Source organism: Pseudoalteromonas distincta, from assembly GCF_000814675.1.
In the GTDB taxonomy this organism is placed as follows: Bacteria; Pseudomonadota; Gammaproteobacteria; order Enterobacterales; family Alteromonadaceae; genus Pseudoalteromonas; species Pseudoalteromonas distincta.
Genome location: NZ_JWIG01000016.1, coordinates 173,446 through 190,845, shown reverse-complemented (window position 1 = coordinate 190,845; position 17,400 = coordinate 173,446). Strand labels below are relative to the sequence as shown.

The following is a 17,400-nucleotide window of genomic DNA, read 5'->3' as shown; positions in this document are numbered from 1 at the left end:
GGATATTTATAATGCATTTATCAATTTTTAAGTCCGTCGCATTTATTACTTTATGCCTAACGACCTTTGCATTAAGCGCTGCGCCTTTTACCCCAAAAAATGATGCAGTTATTGCTAACAGTAATTCAACGCTTAGTGCTTCTCTGTCTGTTGAGGAAATAAATACATTAGTCACTAACAGCCAATATGTAGGCCAAGCAGAGCGTTTACAGGGGCTACTTAAAACCCGTTTAGCCCAGCTATATAAACAAACACCCTCATCTAAAATTGGTTACTTATATGCTCGCGTTTTACAAAAAGAGCACCTTTTCAACGAAGCTATTGATATTGCTAACAACGTTTTGATTAAAGAGCCACAGCATAGTAATAGCCATTTATTGCTAGCCAATATATTTATGACTCAAGGTAAGTTTGCACAAGCAAAAAAGCACTGCGTCGCTTTAATTGGGCACGTAAGCACTATTACTGCTAGCACCTGTGTACTTGATGTACAAAGCCAACATGAAAGCGTTTTAGACAGCTACCAAGCATTAGTAAAAATTATAAATAATAATCAAACTAGCCTAGCTACAAACCATGTTTTAAGTGAAATGAGCTATCGTTTAAATAACTACAAACAAGCATTGTCTCACTTACAAAGTGTAGATTTAGTTCAAGCCCCTGTGAGCCTAATTGTTTTATGGGCCGATATTCAAATTGCTCTAAACCAACCACAACAAGTATTAAATACATTAAGCGTACTGCTTCCTGATAAAGGCAATTTAGAAGATGCTATTTTGCTAAGACTTTCAATCGCAGAAAAAAAACTGAATAAACGCGATAAAAAATGGCAAAATACAATGGCGCAAAGAGTTACGCTACGAGAGCTTCGTAAAGATTCTTTTCATGCAAGTGACTTAGCTAAATATTACCTTGATGTACAACCAAATCGCGAAAAAGCACTTTACTGGGCTCATATTAATTGCCAGCAGGCTAAAATGAGCACCGATGAGCAATTACTTATTCAAGCAAAAGCGATGCAACGAGATACACTATGAAAACGCCTTATCTATTTATACTCACTTTAATGCTGTGCATTTTTTCAACTTACAGCTTTGCCCATCAACTAAGTACAAGTTATATAACCTTAAATAGCGAGCACAATAACGACACCAACAAAAATCTATACACGGGTACCTGGCAAATAAATATTGCCGACTTAGAGCACGCAGTGCCTCTGGATTTAGATAAAAACGGCCAAATTTCGTGGACAGAAATAAAAGCAAAACGCAGCTCAATAAATAACTTCATTAAAGAAAATTTAAATATCACGCAAAGCGCGCAAATATGCCCTTTAAAAAGTGAAGGTATCTATCAGCTAGATAACCATTTTAACCAACCATATTTAGTGATTCCGCTGCAGTTTAGCTGTGATGATAATGAAGCAATCACCCTTTCCTATTCCGCTTTTTTTAAAACTGATGCTAACCATAAATCCATCGTAAATATTAACGGTGTATCTCGTGTATTTAATATCAATGAGGCACAACAAACGTTCAGCTTTGAGCAAACAAGTTATTTAAGTACCTTTAATCAATACGTGTACCAGGGTGTTTTACATATTTGGATTGGTATTGATCATATTTTATTTTTAATCGCTTTGTTACTTACCTGTGTTTTAAAACGCAGCGATAAAGCATGGCAAGGTATTAGCTCTAAAAAACACATTATTAAACACACAGCATGGATAGTAACCGCGTTTACGCTTGCGCACTCTATTACGCTTACCGCCACCGCTATGAACTTAGTCTCACCAAATAGTCGCTGGGTAGAGCTTGGAATTGCTATATCGGTTTTATTTGCAGCATTAAATAATGTGTGGCCGCTGATACTTCGTTTAGGTTGGCTTACTTTTGCTTTTGGTTTACTACATGGGATGGGATTTGCGAGCGTACTTGGCGAGCTTGGCCTGTCGAGCGACTATCAACTGCTCAGTATATTGGCGTTTAATTTAGGCGTCGAAATCGGTCAACTTAGTATATTACTGATAGCCTTACCAATACTCATTTATGTACGACACTACACTTGGTATAAAAAGTGGGTAATGCCAATGGGCTCCGTTGCTATCGCAATTGTTGCACTTCAGTGGTCAATCGAGCGTTTTTAAATAGTATAAATAAAAAAGCTAGCCAAAATATTGGCTAGCTTTTTTATTTATTTTTAGCGTTACTGCGCTTTATCAAATGGCATCAGTAATGTTTTCATCGCAGGGCGAAGCGCTATGAGTACCGTTTCTTCGGTTAGCTCAGGGTAAAGTAACTTTCTAAGTAATAACCCTGCCATCATCGAAAAAATAACATTAATTCGGCTTTCAAGTTCACGCTCATCAATGTCTTTGAGCGCACTTCGCTCGCTTGTTAAAAGCTGCCTCATGCGCCCTCTTGCTTGAATATCGGTTTCACGCAAAAGAGTAGCAACTTTAATATTACGACCCGCTTCTGCCATCATATCTAAATCGATAACACACGAGCCTGTATCCATGTGTCTTTGCACGCCAATATTTAAGCCATCTAAAAGAGCCGCCAAAACATCACCAGGGTGATCTTCAAACTTTTGAAAGATAGAGAACATTTCTTCCATGTCTTTTTCAATAATGCTTTCTATAATCGCCTCTTTGCTTTCAAAGTAATTATAAATATGGCCTGCACTCATCCCTGCCGTTTTAGATATTTCTGCCATACCTGCACCGTGGTAACCTTTACGGCGAAAACACTCTGCAGCAGCTGTTAAAATTTGCTCACGCCTAGCAAGTGCTATCGCGGGATCTGTTTGCCTTTTTGCTTTAGGCTTCATGTTCAACTCCACTACCAAGTCATAAACTCAGTAAAGCAAGAGCTATAAATAGTCTCGCCATATAAATATGTAATGCGGCTTTAAAAGCCGCAAATATTATTTCTCTTCCTGAGTTGTTTCACTGGCTACATTCCATCCGCCACCAAGCGCTTTGTACAAGTTAATTTGACTCGCAAGATACGCTTGCTGACCCGCAATTAACTGCTGCTGCGCGCCGTACCACGTACGCTGAGCATCAAGTACTTGCAAGTAGCTATCTGCGCCTTTTTCGTAACGCATTTTTGATAAATCAAACGTGATTTGTCGACTACTTATAAGCATATCAAGGGCACTTAATTGCTCTTGGTAACCTTCTCTATCAGCAAGTGCATCGGCAACTTCGCGAAACGCATTTTGAATTTTTTGCTGATACGTTGCTACCGCAATTTCTTGATCTGCTTTTGCTACATCAAGATTTGCTTGGTTACGTCCCATATTGAAAATAGGTAAGCTAATTGTCGGCACAAAACTCCATGTACCCGAGCCTGAATCAAACAAGCCACTTAAGTCACTTGAAGCAGACCCCGCATTGGCTGTTAAGCTAATGCTTGGATAAAACGCCGCACGAGCAATACCAATATTGGCATTTGCAGCAAGCATTAAATGCTCAGCGGCTTTAATATCAGGGCGCTGCGATAGCAGATCAGACGGTAAACCAACGGGTACTTCTGGCATACTGATCAAGTTAGTCAGGTCTTTATTAGGCAGTAAATCAGCTGAAACAGATTTACCTACTAATAAATCTAAGGCACTTTTATCACGCTTTAGCAAACGTTTGTACGTTGCTATGTCTACTTTTGCCGTAGCAACTGTGCTTTTAAGCTGCTCAAGGGTAATTGAAGACGTCGCACCTAAATCAAAGCTTTTTTGCGTAAGCGATAATGACTCTTGCTGAGAGGTAAGCGTTTCTTTTGCAAGCTCTAGCAGTTGCAAATCAGTTGCATAATTTAGCCACGCATTTGCCAACTCTGAAATTAAAGACACCTGCGTGCTGTATTGGCTAAGCTCTGTAGAGTATAAGTTTTGCAGTGCTTGCGCTGATTGATTGCGTACTTTGCCCCAAATATCTAACTCGTAAGAGGTAATACCCACTGTTGCACTGTATTGCGAGCTAATAGCTGCATCGCCAGTACCTGATAAGTCAGCCGGTAAACGCTGGCGCGTACCTGAGGCATTTAAATCAAGGGATGGATACAAAGCAGAGTCTTCAATTTGATATAAACCACGCACACGCTGCACATTAAGCACTGCAATTTGCATGTCTTTGTTATGCTCAAGGCTTTGACTAATTAACGTTTGTAGTTTTTCGTCATTAAAAAACTGCTGCCAATTTAATTGCTGCGCAGCGCTTTGCCCAGTACCTGATGCATAAGCATCAGATACTGGTAGAGCAAGGTCTTTTTGCTCTGGCGCTAATTGGCAACCACTTAGCACCAATAAAGCAATTGCACTTAGGCTGAATGTTTTAATGCTCATTCTGCGCTCTCCTTCGTTGTCTCTTTAGCTTTGCCAGGAAATACACGGCGCACTAACACAAAGAATAACGGTACAAAAACAACAACTAATATTGATGATGCAAGTGTGCCGCCAATAATCGAAATACCTAACGCATTTTGCGCACCAGAACCCGCGCTTGAGGCAATAGCAAGCGGTAAAACACCACAAATAAAGGCCATCGAAGTCATAAGTATTGGACGCAAACGAAGGCGAACAGCAGCAATAGCCGCATCAACTAAGCCAAGCCCTTCTTCCATTTTATGAATCGCAAACTCTACAATCAGTATCGCATTTTTAGATGCCAAACCAATGGTGGTCAACAAGCCTACCTGCAAGTAAATATCGTTAGATAAGCCACCGCCAAGCGCTGCCATAATTGCACCAAATATACCCAGTGGCACAATCATCATTACCGCAAACGGTACCGACCAACTTTCATAAAGCGCGGCTAAACATAAAAATACAAACAGCAGCGATAGGCCATATAGTAGAGGTGCTTGACCGCTACTAGAGCGCTCTTGGAATGAAATACCGGTCCACTCAGACGAAATACCATTTGGTAATTGTTTAACTAAACGCTCCATTTCATCCATTGCTTGGCCTGTACTGTAACCCGGCGCTGCACTACCTTGAATTTCCATTGCTGAAAAACCATTGTAACGCTCTAAACGCGGCGAACCATACGTCCAGTAGGCACTAGCAAACGCTGAAAACGGCACCATATCGCCATTATCATTGCGCACATACCACTTATTTAGATCCTCAGGCACCATGCGAGATTGTGCATCACCTTGCATATACACTTTTTTCACTCGACCACGGTCAATAAAGTCATTTACATAACTACTACCCCATGCTGTCGAAAGTGTACTATTAATATCGTTTTGCGACACGCCAAGCGCTTCGGCTTTTGCAAGGTCTGTATCAAGTTGTAGCTCTGGCATATCTTCTTGTCCATTTGGACGCACGCCCGCTAAAATTGGACTTTGGCTTGCTAAACCTAATAACTGATTTCGTGCAGCTAAAAGTGCGTCATGGCCAAGGCCTACACGGTCTTGTAAGAAAATATTGAAGCCATTAGCAGTTCCCAGTTCAACAATTGCAGGTGGCGGAAAGGCAAAAACAAATGCTTCTTTTATCGTTGAAAAGTAGCCCATCGCTTTACCTGCAACACCTTGAACAGATAACTCGTCACGCTGACGCTCATCCCAATGTTTAAGATTTACAAAGGCAATTGCTGAGTTTTGGCCAGAACCTGCAAAACTAAAACCAGTCACGGTAAAAATACCGTTTACTGCTTCAGATTGATCGTTTAAAAAGTGGTTTTCTACCTTTTTAACAACCTCAAGTGTTTGTTGTGTTGTAGAACCCGCTGGTAATGACACTTGGTTAAACAAAATACCTTGGTCTTCGTCAGGCAAAAATGCCGTTGGCAAGCTTGAAAATACATAAACCATACCGCCCACAATCACGCCATAAATAAGTAAGTAACGTTTAGAGTGAGTAAGCATGCGACCTACAAAGCTTTGTGCACCTGAATTTGTTTTATCAAAACCACGGTTAAAGCCTGTAAAAAATCGGCCAAACAACGTGTCATTGGTATGTACATGGCTTGGTTTTAAAAGCGTTGCACACAATGCTGGCGTTAAAATAAGAGCCACCAAAACAGATAACCCCATCGCCGATACGAGTGTTATAGAAAACTGACGATAAATTATACCGGTAGAGCCACTAAAGAATGCCATTGGAATAAATACCGCAGAAAGCACCATAGCAATACCTACCAGCGCGCCTTTAATTTCATCCATAGATTTACGTGTAGCTTCAAGTGCCGAGAGTTTTTCCTCGGTCATTAAACGCTCAACATTTTCTACAACAACAATTGCATCATCTACCAATAAGCCTATGGCAAGTACCATCGCAAACATTGTCAGCGTATTTATTGAATAACCAAAGGTGTATAAAATACCAAATGTACCTAGTAAAACCACAGGTACGGCAATAGTTGGAATAAGTGTTGCCCTAAAGTTTTGTAGGAACAAATACATAACTACAAAAACCAGTACAACAGCTTCAATTAATGTATGAATAACTTTTTCGATAGATAACGATACGAACGGTGTTGTATCGTAAGGTATTACGGCATCTAACCCTTCAGGGAAAAACGGTTTTAGCTCTTCAATTGCTTTTTTAACGCCCTCTGCGGTATCAAGTGCGTTAGCGCCACTGGCTAATTTAATACCTAAACCTGATGCAGGTTGCCCATCGTAACGAGCAACAACGCGGTAGCTTTCACCGCCAAGCTCTACTTTCGCAACGTCCTCTAGACGCACAAAAGAGCCATCTGGATTGGTTTTAACTAATATTTGTTTAAATTGCTCTGGCGTTTGTAATCGACTTTGCGCCGTTACTGTTGCATTAAGTTGTTGACCATCAACGGCAGGCATACCGCCAAGTTGACCGGCAGATACTTGTGCATTTTGCGCACTAATTGATGCACTAATATCAGCAGGTGTAAGCTTATAATTTTGTAACTTTGCAGGGTCTAACCAAATACGCATCGCGTACTGAGAACCAAACAGCTGTACTTCACCTACGCCTTCAACACGCGAGACAATGTCTTGCACGTTCGATGAAACATAATCGCCAATATCAATATTGGTCATGCTGCCATCTTTAGACACAAAAGCATAAACCATTAAAAAGTTACGCGCTGATTTTGCAACTACCACACCTTGCCTTTGTACGGCTTCTGGTAATAGTGGAGTTGCTGTCGCTAGTTTATTTTGCACTTGAACTTGTGCAATATCAGGGTCAGTTTCAGCACTAAACGAAAGTGTAAGTGTAGCAGAACCACTCGACTCAGACGTAGATGACATATAAAGCAAGCCATCAAGCCCTTTCATTTTTTGCTCAATAACTTGCGTAACCGTATCTTCAAGTGTTCGTGCAGATGCACCAGGGTACGTTGCAGTAATACTCACTGCAGGTGGTGCAATTGAAGGATACTGCGAAATAGGTAAACTCCTAATCGCCAAAATACCTGCAAGCATCACTACAATAGCGAGTACCCAAGCAAATATCGGTCTATCGATAAAAAATCGTGACATTAAAACTCTCCGTTATTGCGCTTGATCGGCTTTAGCAGACGATTGAATTTCAGATGGGTTCACAGGTGCACCAGGGCGGATTTTTTGTAAACCTTCTACTATTAACTTATCGCCATCACTTAGGCCATCAGTAACAAGCCAATCAGAACCAATAGTTCTATCTACTTTCAATACGCGGCTTTCTACTGTGTTGTCTTTACTGACAACCATTGCTGTTGGTTCGCCTTTTGAATTACGGCTAACGCCACGTTGCGGAGCTAAAATAGCACCCGCTTTAACACCTTCCACAATAGAAGCTCGGGCATACATGCCAGGCAGTAATAATTTTTCTGGGTTTGAAAATTTAGCACGCAGTGTTACTGAGCCAGTACTTGGATCAACTGTCACTTCAGAAAACTGTAATGTGCCTTTATGAGGATAAATAGAGCCATCTTCCATAATAAGTTCAACGTCAGTTTGACTAGCCGAATCGACAGTTAGAGCACCTGATGATATTGCTTTTTTAAGTTGGGTAAGCTCATTACTTGATTGTGTTAAATCGATATAAATTGGATCTAACTGAGTTACTGTAGCAAGTGCTGTACTTTGATTGGCACTTACAAGTGCACCCACTGTTACACTTGATTTACTAATTTGACCACTAATAGGAGAAGAGACGTGGCTGTAATCGAGATTAATTTGCGCTGATTTTAACTGCGCTTTAGCTGTTAATAATTCAGCATTAGCTTGCTTGTATGCGGCATCTGCTTCATCAAAATCTTGTTGGCTCACGGCTTTAATTTTTAAAAGCTCTTTATAACGCGATGCTTTTGATTTAGAGCTGGCAATGCTTGCCTCTGCGCGCGCTACGCTTGCTTCACTTGCTGCTAAGTCTGCTTCAAATGTAGCAGGGTCTATTTGATACAGTGCTTGGCCTTGTTTAACCTCATTACCTTCAACAAATAAACGAGATTGCACAATACCACTTACTTGTGGACGAATTTCAGCAATTTGAAATGCACTAATACGACCAGGAAGTTCTTTTTTGAGAGTAAGCGCTTGGCTTTTTACTGTAATTACACCCACTGGGACAGCTTTAGGAGCTGAAGCTTGTGACTGCTCAGCAGCCTGATCACAACCAGTTAAAGCAACAGAACCGACGAGGGCTGACAATACAAATAAAGCGATGCGGGAACGCTGCATGTTAAATACCTTTTAGTTTAGAGTGAACGATCATTCTAAATTAAAATGCGCTGATAATGAATCTTAATAAGGAGAAATTTACACAAACTTACACTATTGAGTACAATATACGCCTTAGGTAGCATTTAATGTTAATTTGATGAAAATAGAATCAGAGCTGTTTGAAAATAAAGCAATTAAACAGGTTGAAATAATCACTCATTTTAAGCACAGAGCTTTTAAATAGGCACAAAAAAGCCAAGCAAAAACAGCTTGGCTATTTATATAAACGACTATCTTACTTTTTAAAGGGGGTTGTCGTTCTGTGGATTAATAACTCTTGAAACTAACAACTGCTCTACCCTAATTCCCTCTACATCAACAACTTCAAACTTAAAGCCTGAAAAAGTTAAATGCTCTGCACGTTTAGGGATTCGCTTCATACTGTAAATTAAAAATCCAGCGACAGTTTCATAGTGCATCTGATCAGGAAATTCTTCTATATCAAGTACCTTTGCTAAATCGGTAATTGGAGTTAACCCATCTACAAGCCATGAATTTTTATCGCGCTCTATAATTAATTCATCACCTTGATGAGTAATTAAATCACCCATAAACCCTTTCATTAAGTCTTTTACCGTTACAATACCTACCGAAAGCGCATATTCGTTTACGACAACAGCAAATGGCTTTGCTGCGCTTTTAAACGCATTTAAAGCTTCTGATAGGCTTAATGTTTCCGGTAAGTAAAAAACATCTTTATCAATCAGCTCATCGTTTATATTGGCGGCTTCGCCTTTTAGTACTTGTCGTAAAATATCTTTAGATTCAACAGAGCCATGCAATTTATCTAAATTTCCTGACACCACTAAAAAGTGATTATGAGGGTGGTCAATAATTTTGGTCGCAATATTATGGCTAGATTCGTTTAAATCAAAATAGACAATTTGGTCGCGTGGCGTCATTACGCTTGATAAAAACCGCGCTTCTAGGTCAAACACATTACCAATGAGTTCATACTCTTGCTTTTGCAAACTACCATATGCAGCACCCGCTTCCATCATGGCAACAATGTCCTCAGTTGTAACGTTGTCTTCTCGCTCAGCAGGCACTTTAAATAAGCGCAGCACAAAGTTCGTTACCCCATTAAAAAACATCACTAGCGGAGTTAAGGCAAAGGTTACCCAGCGCATTATTGTAACGACTCTAACAGCGACAGCTTCTGGCATGATCATCGCTAAACGTTTTGGCATTAAATCGGCGAACAAGATAAACAGAGATGTAATAGTAAAAAATGAGAATAAAAAGCTAATTTTTTCTAAGTGTGCACCTTGATAAAAAAGCACTAAAACACTTTCAACATAAGGCGATAAAGCCTGCTCACCCACAATACCACCCAATATCGCAATCGCGTTGAGTGCAATTTGGATCATGGCAAAAAAAGCCCCTGGATTTTCTTGTAGCTTTAATACCGCTGCTGCTTTTATATTTCCTTCATCTGCCATTACCCGCAGTTTTATTTTACGCGACGCTGCAATTGCTATTTCTGACATAGCAAACAACGCACTGATCAAGATCAATAAGCTAATCCCGATTAAATCACCCATTTAACGCTCCAATAAGTTAGCGCTTTTTTAAACAAAAAGCAGCTGGATTATAATCGGTTTTTTAAACGCAGCAATTTATATTTACGAAATATATTTAAGCTATTAATTTTCAATTATTTAAGAGGTAAAACAGTGAGTTTAAAGTGCTTAAATTTTATTAAAGGCGACTTTTAATTGAGAAACTAAAGCCGGATCCATATTTATATTACAGGCAAAAAATAACGGAGACTGAGTTGTATTTAAATCAAGTAATGGTTCTAGTAACTCAAGCTTAGGTTCTGTTTTAACTCGATAGTTAAATTGCTTTTTGTTGAGGATAACAAAATCAAGTATATGGTGACGAGTGCTTATGAGTTTATCTATTTTATCTAGGCTATCTATGAGTAATAAATGCTTGCTTTCACTAAAGCCCCTTTCAAGCAAATAATGATGACTAAAGTTATCACGCAGTACTGCTATTTTGTATTTTTTAGCATCATTGAGAGTGTTTAACTTTATACCTCTGGACTTTAGACCATAAATGGCAGAGTCAAAGCTTTCCAGTTCGCCTACCCAGTTAAACTTACTTTCTCTATTAGGTAATCGAACAATCGAAAATATACAGGTGTTTTTATCGCGTAGCGCTGCATTGTAGGATATGGCCCAACTATGCGCCAACATAGTGTAGTTTATACCTGTACCTTCTAGCGCTTTATGAACTTTATCGACAGAGCGGCCAACGAGTTTGTTATCTTCATTAATATACTGAAAGTCCGGAAATACTTCCGTTACTATTGTAATTTCAGCTGCATCAACTTTAATACAGCTAATGAACAATAAAAAGATCAACAATTTCATCTAGCGAGGCCTCAACTAACTCATTATATGTATTTAATAAATATAGCTGAGGCTTTATGAACTGCTAGTTTTTAGTCATGTAATGCACACTTATACGCTGATAGTGCTAGTATCTATAGCTTCTACAGCTTACTTGTTCATTGCACTAATTAAAAAGGCTGAAATTTTAGCGCCTTCTCTAAGCGTCGTTTCTGAGCTTGATTGACCAACTAAAGAGCTGTCGGTAAATGGCGCTATCTCCATCATATCTGCACCTGTAATAGGAAACTCATCCGCAATGGCTGATAAAATATCAAGCGCATGCTGAGGCGTTAAACCGTGATGCTCTGGTGTACCTGTGGCGGATGCAAATTCAGCATCAAGTGCATCAATATCAAAGCTTACGTATATTTCATCAACGTTATCGGCTTTTAACTGTGCAATAGCGTCGGCAGCAACCGCTGCTGCGCCGCGTTCAATGATTTCATGTGCCCAGTGCTGTTTAACACCAAAAGTATTTTCCCAATGCGCTTTAGGCTTGCCACTTGAGCGTATACCAAATTGTATTAAATGATGCGGCGCCGGTAAAAACTCTAGTATATGTGTACACCACGAGCCAAAACATAAATCAATACCTAAGCGCTCCACAAGTAAATCGGTATGCGCGTCAAAGTGAATAATAGCCGTGCGCTTACCTTGATCACGTTTTGCTTTTAAGTACGCTTTAGTAAGTGGGTAACTAATTGAGTGATCGCCACCAATACCAAATAATCCTTTATCTTTAAACGTTGCGTAAAAACTGTCGCATACATCCTCAGTGATTGATAATGGGCTTACGTAATAGTCGTTATCTTCATCACCATATAAGGCTTTTTGGCAATTAGAAATGGTTGCATCATTTAGGTATTTGTCATGAAGTAAATGTGGGATCACACGTACATCACCCAAATCAAACGAATGACACTGAGGTTGCTGATCAATTAATGCTGAGCGCACAAACAACGGCCCCCAGTTTGCGCCGCGTAATATCCCACCGCCACAGTCTGAACTAATACCTAACATAACGGCTTTATGTGGTGAGTTTGGTAATTCGTTTAAAGACTCGCGCCACAAATTATCAACGTTTTCAGTTTGTCCATAAAGTTTATTACGCAGTGCGGCTTTGCGCTCTTTTGCAGTATTTACTGTGTATACGCCATCACCCGGTGCGCACAAACAGTGCTCAACTTTGTTTTTAAATGCTTCAAATTGTGTGCTCATAATAAACTCCTTTGGTTTTTATTCTGTACGTAGCTAATTAGTTTTGATTACTTTTGATTAGTTATGCAAAATCACTAAAAATGCCTAAACTTCAAATAAATGCCACTTTGCTAAATAAGTCAGTGCTTAATATAAGTAAACACGTTAGTTTTTACATGTTCACTACAAATTTAAGCCATTGAATTTATTTGATATTAATGAAAATTTGTAATCATTCATTTAATCGTAGTTACGCGCTTGAGTGATACTTATTATGTCTGCTTGAACATGTCAACAGCGTAACAAGGCTACGTATATAAGTACTTGAGTGAATATTCATAGTTGGTGAATAAATCAAATTAGCCCTTAAAATTATTAAGGCTTTATTGGAAGAGTTAAGATAAAACGGACAATCGTCCTGTACTTGATAAATGTTTCTAGCAATCATGCTAGATTGACAACAAATTATTATAAAAGGCTTAGCTATGGAAAAGGTATTTCACTTAGGACTATGTATTGACGATCTTAAAGGTGCAAAACTTGCGATTGTACCGGGCGATCCAGATCGTGCAGCACGTATTTCACAATTCCTAGACAACCCAACCTGCCTTGCTCAAACTCGCGAGTTTCATGTTTATTTAGGTCAATTAAACGGCCACTCTGTGGTTATATGTTCTACAGGTATTGGTGGTCCATCTACGTCGATTGCAGTAGAAGAATTAGCACAACTTGGCGTGCGTAAATTTTTACGTATTGGTACAACCGGTGCAATTCAGCCACACATTAACGAAGGCGAAATTTTAATTAGCCAAGCGTCTGTACGTTTAGATGGAGCTAGCCAACATTTTGCACCACTTAGCTACCCTGCTGTATCTGACTTTTATGCAACACAAGCTATGGTACAAGCATGTAAAAACCTAAATATCGATTTTCATATTGGTATTACTGCATCAAGCGATACATTCTACCCAGGGCAAGAGCGTTACGATACGCACTCTGGTTACGTTCCTAAATCACTACAAGGTAGCTGCGAAGAGTGGCAAAAATTGGGCGTGATGAACTACGAAATGGAATCGGCAACATTATTTACTATGTGTGCAGCCCTTGGATTACAAGCAGCATGTGTAGCAGGCGTACTTGTTAACCGTACTCGCCAAGAAATACCAAATGTAGACCACGGTGAAATTGAGCGTAAATCTGTAGCAGTAGTATTAGAAGCAGCTAAAGTATTACTTGATTAATACAGGTTATAGCAGTCAGTGAGTGAGTTAATTCGATAGAATGGCTCGCTTTAATAAAGCACAGCTCCGGCTGTGCTTTATTGTATGCAAGCCACTATTTAAGTGGTGCGCTAATTACTTTAAGTGCTGGTAAATGCGTAAAACTGGCAAGTACAGCTTTTGCCACTTGCGACTGGTTTTCACGACCCGCTGTTTCGAGCAATGTTATTCCCTTCACCGTACTTTCGTTAAAGCTAAGCCCAGCTAAAAAGAACTGACTTAGTGCACTTTGTAGTGGCGATAAACTTGGACTGTAAGCTGCATTTTCGGCGTAACTTCCGTAAAAATCACCATCACTAAATGTACTTATTTTTACGGCGCTAAAGTTTTGGCTGTAAGGCACGTACGCATTAAGTGCAAAACGCGCAAGGGTTTCATCAAGGCCATCAAAGCTAAAATTACCTTGCTGTGGTTTTGGGTTAAACAAGCTAAATTCGTTACCTAAATCGGTAGGTCCAAATGAATGCGGCAGTAATTCAGCAAGTTTAAATTGCTGATCAGGAAGTAAAATATCAAACTCTTTCGCATCAGCGAGTTCGTTCATAAACTGGCGACAATACCCACAAGGCGCATCGCTAATCGCAATTTTAACTATTTTTTTAGCGCCGTTTAACCATGCGTTATTTATAGCCGATTGCTCTGCATGAACCACTAAACTCAATGCTTGATGATCAAACTCTACATTTGCACCAAAGTAAAAGTTTACCTCACCCTTTTCATCAAGTGCTTTAACAATTGCGCCTACATGAAAACCTGACACTGGCGCAACGGCATACTCAGAAGCTAAAGGTACTAAACCTTGTAGTAATACATCATCAGACACATTGAGTTGCGCGCATAATACTTTAATATTATTAGAATTTAATATGCCACGTTGTGATTTTAATTGACTACGTAATGACGCTGTTTGCGCTACGCTTAATGTGAAGTGCGAATTTGTAAGTGCTGTATCTTGCTGTACAGTAAAAGTTGCTGAAGCCATAATATTTTTTAATTATTCAATGGCTAAGTAGTTTAAAAGGTTAGGGTGTTAAATACCAGCCTATTTAACGCAAAAAAAGGGAGCACATCGCGTGCTCCCTTTAATTTTAACTGGTATACCTAACAAAATAATTAATTGGTATACCTAACAAATAGCACGTTAGCCGGTATTACGCATACCTGCTGCTATACCTGTCATCGTGATCATTAACGCATTATCAATGTCACCTTCATTTCGTTTTTCCTCTGAGCGAGCACGGCGTAAAAGCTCAACTTGTAATAGGTTAAGTGGATCGGTGTACGGATTACGTAAACTAATCGACTCCTTAATCCAAGGTTGTTCGGCGAGTAGGCTTTTTTGTGGGCTAAGTGATTGCACCAAGCTAATGGCTTCTTGAAGCTCTTTACGAAGTGTTACACCCAATGGTTTGTACATATCTTCCACCAGCGCATTATCGTAATGCTCACTCAACCAGCAATCGGCTTTACTAAATACCATTTCTAGCATTTCTAGGCGCGATCTAAAGAACGGCCACTGTAGGCTCATTTCGTTGAGTGTTTCTGCGCCGTACTTATTAAGCGCAGCTTTTAAGCCAGTTAACGCACCTAACCATGCAGGAAGCATTAAACGGTTTTGGCTCCACGCAAAAATCCATGGAATAGCACGCAGGCTTTCAACGCCACCATTAGGATTACGTTTTGCTGGACGCGAGCCAAGCGGCAACTTAGACAGCTCAAGCTCAGGCGTTGCCATTCTAAAGTAAGGTACAAAGTTTTCATCGTGGCGAACTACATTACGGTAGTGTTCACACGACTCCTCACTTATTAGCTTCATTACTTCGCGCCACTGCGGTTTTGGTTCCGGCGGCGGTAATAAGTTACTTTGTAGTACTGCACCTGCGTAAATATTTAAGCTTTGCAGTGCTACATCAGGTAAACCAAATTTAAAGCGAATCATCTCGCCTTGCTCGGTTACACGCAAACCACCTTTTAAAGAGCCTGGCGGTTGTGAATGCAGCGCTTGTGCAGCAGGTGCGCCACCACGCCCTACTGTGCCACCACGTCCGTGGAATAAAATAAGTTCAATACCACGCTCATCAGCAAGTTGTACTAATTTATCCATTGCTTCGTACTGCGCCCAACCTGCTGCCATCATGCCGGCATCTTTAGCAGAATCAGAGTAACCAATCATTACATTTTGGGTGTTTTTAATGTGCCCGCGATACCAAACATTATCAAGTAATGTAGTAATTACATCACTGCCTGCGTTTAAATCATCGAGTGTTTCAAACAAGGGTGCTACTGGTAAATCAAAGCTACAGCCGCTTTCTTTTAGCAATAATTGTACTGCTAAAATGTCTGATGCTGTTCGCGCCATCGAAATAATATACAAGCCAAATGTTTGTTCGTCTTGCTTAGCAATAACATCAAAGGTGTCTAGCACTTCTTGAACATCAGGGCTTGGTTGCCAATGTTTTGGAATAAGCGGTCTGCGAGAGTTAAGTTCAGTAAGTAAAAAAGCTTGTTTATCTTGCTCTTGCCATTGGTTGTAGTCGCCTAAACCTAAATAACGAGTCAGCTCAGAAAAAACATCGCTGTGACGAGACGAATCTTGGCGCACATCGAGTTTAGCTAAACGCAAGCCAAAGCTATTAATACGGTACAGTAAATCAAGCAATAAGCCATCAGCAACTACTTTCATATTACACTTTAATAACGAGCGGTAGCAGACCTCTACAGGGTGCTTAAGCTGATTAATATCAGTAATTAAATCTTGTGAATCGCTACGCTTATTTTTAATTTTAGCGCCCAGGTGAGCCACGGTCTCTGCAACTTGGTTTTTAAGCTTTTTGATCACCGCTCTGTATGGTTCAAAGTCTTGACCTGCAAGCTCAACAAGCTCATCACTGGCATCTGACATAGAGAGTTCAGCGCATAACGTTTTTAAATCTTGAATATATAAGTTAAGCGCCATCCAACGACCGTGGTCAAGCACCTCTGCTGTAACCTGCGATGTTACAAATGGATTTCCATCACGGTCTCCACCCATCCAAGATGTGAACTCAATCGGGCTGTAATCTTTTGGTAGCTCTAAACTTAATTGCTCTTTCACATTGGCTGAAAATTCACGTAAAAAGCGCGGAACAGCGTGCCAAAGACTGTTTTCGATTACCGCATAACCCCATTTAGCTTCATCAACTGGCGTTGGGCGAGAGCGACGAATGTCGTCGGTATGCCAAGCCTGGCTAATAAGCTGTTCAATACGATTTAAAATAGCGTCTCGCTCTAGCGGTAAGTTATCTTTTCGCTCTAATGACGCTAAGCAATCACTTAGTTCAACATGTTTGTTAATAATAGTACGGCGCGTCACCTCGGTTGGGTGGGCGGTTAATACTAAGTTTATGTGGAGTTTTGAGAGTGTTTCGGCCAAATGATTACTATCTAGCTGGCCTTGTTCTGCTTTTGTAACTAACGTTTTTAATGTTTGAGTGAGAGGGTTTTGTTGACCAAGGCCAACGTCATTAAAACGCGAAACGGTATGAAATTGTTCTGCTACATTAGCAAGGTTTAAAAAATGATTAAATGAACGGGCAACCGGCAAAAGCTCTTCATCACTAAGCGCATGTAAAACGTCTATTAGCGCTTGTCTGTCGTCTTCATTACCACTGCGAGATGATTTAGATAAAGCCCGAATTTCTTCTACTTTATCTAAAATAGCTTGGCCTTGAGCATCCTTAATAGTTTGTCCTAGTAATTGCCCAAGTAAATTTACATTACCTCGCAAGGCGGCATATTGTTCACTCATTTCTCATTCTCCTTTGTTTCGTAGGACACTAT

At 40.1% G+C, this 17,400-nt stretch carries 12 protein-coding genes; 3 read left to right on the top strand and 9 right to left on the bottom strand.

Going from position 1 to position 17,400, the window contains the following annotated elements:
* Positions 1 to 11: 11 nt before the first annotated feature.
* On the top strand, positions 12 to 1,037 hold the full coding sequence (locus QT16_RS11420; protein ID WP_039488475.1) for a hypothetical protein: 1,026 nt from the start codon (positions 12 to 14) through the stop codon (positions 1,035 to 1,037).
* Positions 1,034 to 2,146, top strand: coding sequence for a HupE/UreJ family protein (locus QT16_RS11415; RefSeq protein ID WP_039488474.1), 1,113 nt, complete (start codon positions 1,034 to 1,036; stop codon positions 2,144 to 2,146). The genes QT16_RS11420 and QT16_RS11415 overlap by 4 nt, the downstream gene beginning before the upstream one ends.
* 59 nt (positions 2,147 to 2,205) lie before the next feature.
* Here QT16_RS11415 and QT16_RS11410 read toward each other — a convergent pair whose 3' ends face one another.
* The 7 genes from QT16_RS11410 to QT16_RS11380 all read right to left on the bottom strand — a co-directional run bounded on the left by QT16_RS11410 (position 2,206) and on the right by QT16_RS11380 (position 12,322).
* Complete coding sequence (locus QT16_RS11410) at positions 2,206 to 2,832, bottom strand: TetR/AcrR family transcriptional regulator (RefSeq protein ID WP_002959031.1); 627 nt, start codon at positions 2,830 to 2,832, stop codon at positions 2,206 to 2,208.
* Between the two features lie 96 nt (positions 2,833 to 2,928).
* Entirely contained in the window at positions 2,929 to 4,347 is a 1,419-nt protein-coding gene (locus QT16_RS11405) for an efflux transporter outer membrane subunit (protein ID WP_002959030.1), read from the bottom strand.
* Positions 4,344 to 7,478, bottom strand: a complete 3,135-nt coding sequence (locus QT16_RS11400) for an efflux RND transporter permease subunit (protein ID WP_002959029.1) — start codon at positions 7,476 to 7,478, stop codon at positions 4,344 to 4,346. The genes QT16_RS11405 and QT16_RS11400 overlap by 4 nt, the downstream gene beginning before the upstream one ends.
* Before the next feature lie 12 nt (positions 7,479 to 7,490).
* Positions 7,491 to 8,660, bottom strand: a complete 1,170-nt coding sequence (locus QT16_RS11395; RefSeq protein WP_024594995.1) for an efflux RND transporter periplasmic adaptor subunit — start codon at positions 8,658 to 8,660, stop codon at positions 7,491 to 7,493.
* A gap of 284 nt (positions 8,661 to 8,944) precedes the next feature.
* Entirely contained in the window at positions 8,945 to 10,246 is a 1,302-nt protein-coding gene (paeA, locus tag QT16_RS11390) for a polyamine export protein PaeA (RefSeq protein ID WP_039488473.1), read from the bottom strand.
* Between the two features lie 147 nt (positions 10,247 to 10,393).
* The gene (locus QT16_RS11385) at positions 10,394 to 11,083 is read right to left on the bottom strand and encodes a transporter substrate-binding domain-containing protein (protein WP_039488472.1); all 690 of its coding nucleotides are present in this window, start codon (positions 11,081 to 11,083) and stop codon (positions 10,394 to 10,396) included.
* A gap of 129 nt (positions 11,084 to 11,212) precedes the next feature.
* Positions 11,213 to 12,322 carry an arginase family protein gene (locus QT16_RS11380; RefSeq protein WP_039488471.1) on the bottom strand — a complete coding sequence of 370 codons (1,110 nt, stop codon included), beginning with the start codon at positions 12,320 to 12,322 and terminating at the stop codon, positions 11,213 to 11,215.
* Between the two features lie 464 nt (positions 12,323 to 12,786).
* Here QT16_RS11380 and udp point away from each other — a divergent pair, with 464 nt between their 5' ends.
* Positions 12,787 to 13,542, top strand: a complete 756-nt coding sequence (gene udp, locus QT16_RS11375; protein ID WP_007375563.1) for a uridine phosphorylase — start codon at positions 12,787 to 12,789, stop codon at positions 13,540 to 13,542.
* 94 nt (positions 13,543 to 13,636) lie between these two features.
* On the opposite strand, the gene cdd is transcribed toward udp, so the two are convergent.
* A complete protein-coding gene (gene cdd / locus QT16_RS11370) occupies positions 13,637 to 14,563 on the bottom strand; it encodes a cytidine deaminase (RefSeq protein ID WP_039488470.1) in 927 nt (308 codons plus the stop codon).
* 159 nt (positions 14,564 to 14,722) lie between these two features.
* Positions 14,723 to 17,368, bottom strand: coding sequence for a phosphoenolpyruvate carboxylase (ppc, locus tag QT16_RS11365; RefSeq protein ID WP_039488469.1), 2,646 nt, complete (start codon positions 17,366 to 17,368; stop codon positions 14,723 to 14,725).
* Positions 17,369 to 17,400: the final 32 nt, after the last annotated feature.